The sequence below is a fragment of the Erwinia sp. genome, assembly GCF_031978025.1.
Lineage (GTDB): Bacteria > Pseudomonadota > Gammaproteobacteria > Enterobacterales > Enterobacteriaceae > Erwinia.
Map to the genome: position 1 here is coordinate 21,549 of NZ_DALZCD010000017.1, position 5,436 is coordinate 26,984.

Here is a 5,436-nt window from a genome sequence, read left to right on the forward strand (position 1 = left end):
ATCATGCAAATGCACCAGGCGTGATCCAGCGTGTAAAAATAAGCGAAGGGATGGAGAGGCGTTGTTAACCGGAGGCTGATCTTACAGGCTGGCATCCGCAGGCTGGCATGGCGACATCATGGAAATGCACCAGGCGTGATCCAGAGTGTGAAATAAGCGAAGGGATGGAAAGGCATTGTTAACAGGATGCTGGCCCCGCAGGCCAGCATCCGCAGGAAGGTTACTGCATTAACAGGTAGATAGAGGTATCGCCGCGCAGAATATTCAGCGCCAGCACGGAAGGTTTAGCGTCGAGGATTTTGCGCAGCTCGCCCAGGTTAGCGACCGCCTGCTGGTTAACGCCCAAAATCACATCGTCTTTCTTCAGGCCAATACGTGCTGCGGCCGATCCCGCTTTAACGTTATCGACCTTCACGCCCTTCACGTCTTTTGTATCGTAATTGCTGAGATCGGCCCCTTCAATACCGACATAGATGTTGCCGGAATCGACTTTCGCCTGTGAGCTTTGCTGCAGCTCAATGTTCACTGTCATCGGTTTGCCATCCCGGATCAGACCCAGCGCCATTTTCGTGCCGACCGGCAGCGATCCGACCTGCGCGCGCAGCGCCGCAAAGCTGGAGATCTGCTTGCCGTTGATAGAGACCACCACATCGCCCGCTTTCACGCCCGCCTTCGCCGCGGAGGATTTCGGCAATACCTGACTGACGAACGCGCCGCGCTGCGCATCGACCTTCATCGCTTTTGCCAGTTCGGAGTTCAGCTCGGTGCCCATAATCCCCAGCTCGCCGCGTTTTACCTGGCCATACTCCACCATTTGCGCCGTCAGGTTTTTCACCATATCACTTGGGATAGCAAAACCAATGCCGATATTGCCGCCGTCCGGTGCCAGAATGGCGGTATTAATGCCGATCAGCTCACCGTTCAGGTTTACCAGCGCACCGCCGGAGTTGCCCCGGTTGATAGCCGCATCCGTCTGAATAAAGTTTTCATAGTTTTCCACGTTCAGGCCGCTGCGGCCCAGCGCGGAAACGATGCCGGAAGTGACCGTTTCGCCCAGCCCGTAGGGGTTACCAATCGCCACGGTATAGTCACCGACGCGAAGGTTATCGGAATCAGCAATTTTAATCGCCGTCAGATCCTTAGCATCTTTAAGCTGGATTAAGGCGATATCGGAACGCGGATCTTTGCCGATGACCTTAGCGTCATACTTGCGCCCGTCGCTCAGCTGTACCTGAATTTTGGTTGCGTTATCGACTACGTGATTATTGGTCACAACATAGCCTTTCTCTGCATTGATCACCACGCCAGAGCCCAGCGCGCGGAATTTCTCCTGCTGGGTATCGGGGTCACTCTGCGGGCCGCCACCCTGGCACATTGGCGAGCCCTGGAAAGGCGAGCCGTCCTGGCAGAAAGGCGAATTGCCACCAAAGAACTGCTGGAACTGCTGAGGTAAACGCGGCGTACGTACCGTTGTGCTTCCTTCAACGTTGATACTGACTACTGAAGGCATCACTTTTTCTAGCATGGGTGCCAGGCTTGGCAGCTGCTGGCTGGAAGAAGAAGCCGTTTCTGCGGCCGTAGCGGTCAGCGGACCCATTGCCATTCCCAGGCTCAGGGCCAGCGCGCTGGCTAAAAGTGTTTTTTTCATGCGTCTGATTCTCTTCTGTTCTGATAGGCGAAACGTGCAGCGGACGTGCTGGTAAGAGTTATTTTTTAACGCTAAGTTCATGTATAAGTTTCAGCGAAAAGTAAAAAAATATTCTCTGCCTTTACAAATCCGCCAGGAAAACGTTTATTCCACTGCCATCAAACGACGATATTCGTCCCAGGCATAAAGATCGGTCATGCCGCTGACATAATCCTGCAGCAGACGCGCCCGATAATAACGCTCCCAGAGCAGACGTTCAAATCGCTGTTCGATCTTCAGGTTTTTCATATGTACCGAATAAGCCTTGCGGTGCTTGCCGGATAATTTATGAAACAGCCGTGTTTCGATGGGGTAGTCTTTATGAAAATCTTCATTTATCAGGACGTTAAAATCCTGATAAGAAAGTTGTAATAATGGCTTATAAATATCCAGCAACCCTTTTATAACCCGATAACCCTGCAGCTCCAGCTGTTCAACTTCCGGATGATTGAATACATGCTTTCTGGCCACTTTTTTAAATACATTCAGCAACTGGTTTTCATCGCCATCATCTTCCAGCAGCGAATGATTAAAACTTCCCTGCCAGATCGGCCCGATATTATCGACGAAACGTTTAACGGCATGCTCAACCAGCGCAGACTGCACTTTAACGCGCAGCTTCATAAAAAAAGTATCACTCCGACTGCGATAACGCGTTTTACTTTGCGCCTCTGTGTAAGCAAAGCCGACGATCTTTACAAAAAGATCGTCCGACGTCACCTTTTTGTCTTTTCGTAACAGTGCCCATTCATCCTGTAAAAACTGATAAAGCTGCTCGACGCTGAAAATGGCTTTCTCTACGGCGTCGTCCAGATCGGCAATACAATAAGAGATATCATCGGCGGCTTCCATAATATAGGTCAGCGGAAAACGATGATATTGCTGGGTGTTGGTCGCCTTAAGCAGATCGGCGACATACTTCTCTTCGGAAAGATAATAGCCCGGCTTTTTCATAAGCGTACTAAATTGTGCCGGTTTTTCGCCCTGAAACCAGGCCGGTGCCGTATATTTTAAAATACAGGCAACCTGTACATAAGAAAGATTAAGCTGAAGCAGCGTGTGCACCAAACGAATAGCCTGGGCATTGCCTTCAAAGTGGCATAGATCCTGACGAAGGCGGGCATTCATGGCGAGGAATTTTTCATTTTGCTCGCTGTCATTAACGCCTGCTGCCTGCGGCTCGGTCAGCAGCCCGGGCAGATTCACGCGGAACCAGTCATTGATGGCGGCCTCACCAAAATGCCCGAAGGGCGGATTGCCGACGTCATGCAGCAGGCAGGCCATCTCCACCAGGCTTTCAACGGCGCCGGTTAAATCGGCCAGACCGTACTTTTCCAGCCCGCCAGGCTGCTTGCGTAATGCCTGAAGCACCTCTTTGACGATATAACGGCCGGTCTGTTGAACCTCCAGAGAATGCGTCAACCGCGAGCGCACGGCGGCATTTCGTTCCAAAGGAAAGACCTGCGTTTTTTGCTGTAGCCGTCGAATAGCCGCCGAATTAATAATACGCCCGCGATCGCTTTCAAAATGGCGGGTAATATAATATTCGCCTTCTGGCTTTTCGCGGTTATTAAAGGGCCGCTCAAAACTGAATTTCGTCCTGAAATCTATCGCTGTCATACTGGCCGCCATGGTGAGTGAAACTCGCTATTCATGATAAACTATGCCCTGTATTTAACAACCTCCACAACAATAGCGAGTATTCCTATGAAAGCAGGCATTATTGGTGCGATGGAGCAGGAAGTTACCCTGCTGCGTGACAAAATTGAAAACCGTCAGACCCTCTCGCTGGCCGGCTGCGAGATCTATACCGGCACCCTGAACGGCGTCGAGGTTGCCCTGCTGAAATCGGGTATCGGTAAAGTTTCTGCAGCCATGGGCACTACGCTCCTGCTGGAACTGTGCAAACCAGACTTTGTGATCAATACCGGTTCCGCTGGCGGCCTGGCGTCCACGCTAAAGGTCGGCGATATCGTGGTATCCGACGAGGTGCGCTATCACGATGCCGACGTCACCGCTTTCGGCTATGAGCCAGGCCAGATGGCAGGCTGTCCGGCCGCTTTCGCCGCCGACGATAAACTGATTGTCGCAGCGGAAAGCTGCATTGCCAAGCTTGGCCTGAATGCCGTACGCGGCCTGGTCGTCAGCGGTGATGCTTTTATCAACGGCGCTGAACCTCTGGCTCGCATCCGTGCGACCTTCCCGCAGGCCGTGGGTGTAGAAATGGAAGCGACTGCTATTGCTCACGTTTGCCACCAGTTCGCTACCCCTTTTGTGGTGGTGCGCGCGATTTCTGACGTGGCCGATAAGGAATCGCATCTGAGCTTTGATGAATTCCTGGTCGTTGCCGCTAAGCAGTCTTCTCTGCTGGTGGAAACACTGCTGACCCACCTTCGTGGCTAAGCTTTTCACCTTTTTGCTGCTGCTCTGTTGCGGAGCAGCGGCCGCTTCGCCCCGCGTTGTTACCCTTGCGCCTAATCTGACCGAACTGGCTTTTGCTGCCGGTATCACGCCCGTGGGCGTTAGTGCGTATTCCGACTATCCTGCCGCGGCGGCCTCTGTCGAACAGGTCGCTAACTGGCAGGGCATTAATGTTGAACGCGTTATTAGCCTGAAGCCTGATGTGGTGCTGGCCTGGCGCGAGGGGAATCCCCGACGTCAGGTCGAGCAGCTGGCAGCTTTCGGCATCAAAGTAGTCTGGATAGCGCCCACTACGGTCAGCGAGATGATCGCCGCCCTACGCGATCTGAAAACTTTTAGCCCGCACCCGGAACAGGCAGAGCAGGAAGCGGTAAACCTTCAGCAACAGTGGGACGCCCTGCAGCAGCGTTACCACCATGCCCGCAAAGTGTCCGTATTTTTGCAGTTTGGCCAGCAACCGCTGTTTACCGCTTCGCGCCACACCCTGCAAAACGAAATTTTGCAGGTGTGCGGCGGCGAAAACATTTTTGCCGACAGTCGTGTAGCCTGGCCTCAGGTCAGCCGCGAGCAGGTTTTAATGCGGCATCCGCAAGCTATTGTCACCGGAAGTGACGCCGCTGCCGTCAGCGCATTTTGGCAGCCACAGCTTAATGCGCGGGTAATTGTAATAAATGATGACTGGCTCAGCCGGCCAGGCCCTCGCATTATTCAGGCTGCGCGGACGTTGTGCAGCCAATTGCAGCCTTAAGACGGCAGGCACTGTACTTAAGTCGGTTAAAGTTTCAACTAAGATGGTCGTTAACTTAATTACGAGGCGACGGAGCTGTTATAAGCGCCGCCCGGGATTGCAGGGCTTTAGCCCTTTTAGCACCAGAAGATATCAGGGCGAGTGCCCTGTCAGCACCAGGGAAACTACAGCAATAAAAGTCGTTAAGGCACCAGGCCGAAAACGGCGGGTCGGGCCGCTGCTGCTTCCAGCACTGGCGTGGGCTGACCCTTTACTTGCATGTCACATTGACGGGCAAAGTACTCTCACAGCAAGCATGTCTGCGGTGGATTGCGGCCAACAAAGTGCCGCACGGCCTAAAAATCAGCCAGGCGACGGTTTCATGTCACCATGAAACGTGCCGGACGGCAAAACGGGTACTGCAGAAAGGTAAGTAAAACCCCGGCGGCAACGTCGGGGTTTTTTATTCAGATACTGAAAGAAGAGCCGCAACCGCAGGTCGTTTTGGCATTAGGGTTGGTTACGATAAACCGTGAACCTTCCAGGCCTTCGGTATAGTCCACCGATCCCCCAACCAGATACTGCAGGCTCATAGGGTCCA

4 protein-coding genes and 1 pseudogene are annotated in these 5,436 nt (G+C 53.1%); 2 read left to right on the top strand and 3 right to left on the bottom strand.

What is annotated here, in order from left to right; genetic code table 11:
* Window positions 1–220: 220 nt before the first annotated feature.
* Together degP and dgt are read right to left on the bottom strand one after the other, a co-directional pair.
* A complete protein-coding gene (degP, locus tag RTK32_RS02615) occupies window positions 221–1,648 on the bottom strand; it encodes a serine endoprotease DegP (RefSeq protein WP_312041963.1) in 1,428 nt (475 codons plus the stop codon).
* 144 nt (window positions 1,649–1,792) lie between these two features.
* Window positions 1,793–3,307, bottom strand: coding sequence for a dGTPase (dgt, locus tag RTK32_RS02620; protein WP_312041964.1), 1,515 nt, complete (start codon window positions 3,305–3,307; stop codon window positions 1,793–1,795).
* A gap of 87 nt (window positions 3,308–3,394) precedes the next feature.
* On the opposite strand from dgt, the gene mtnN reads away from it, so the two are divergent.
* Both mtnN and btuF read left to right on the top strand, forming a co-directional pair.
* A complete protein-coding gene (gene mtnN, locus RTK32_RS02625) occupies window positions 3,395–4,090 on the top strand; it encodes a 5'-methylthioadenosine/S-adenosylhomocysteine nucleosidase (RefSeq protein WP_312041965.1) in 696 nt (231 codons plus the stop codon).
* Entirely contained in the window at window positions 4,083–4,856 is a 774-nt protein-coding gene (gene btuF, locus RTK32_RS02630) for a vitamin B12 ABC transporter substrate-binding protein BtuF (protein WP_312041966.1), read from the top strand. Before mtnN ends, btuF begins: the two co-directional genes overlap by 8 nt.
* Before the next feature lie 446 nt (window positions 4,857–5,302).
* Here the strand turns inward: btuF and RTK32_RS02635 are convergent.
* A pseudogene (locus RTK32_RS02635) lies at window positions 5,303–5,436 on the bottom strand (iron-sulfur cluster insertion protein ErpA); the annotation flags it as partial.

Coding starts and splice junctions, on each gene's coding strand:
- degP (WP_312041963.1), bottom strand. CDS start 1,648: ATGAAAAAAACACTTTTAGCCAGCGCGCTGGCCCTGAGCCTGGGAATG.
- dgt (WP_312041964.1), bottom strand. CDS start 3,307: ATGACAGCGATAGATTTCAGGACGAAATTCAGTTTTGAGCGGCCCTTT.
- mtnN (WP_312041965.1), top strand. CDS start 3,395: ATGAAAGCAGGCATTATTGGTGCGATGGAGCAGGAAGTTACCCTGCTG.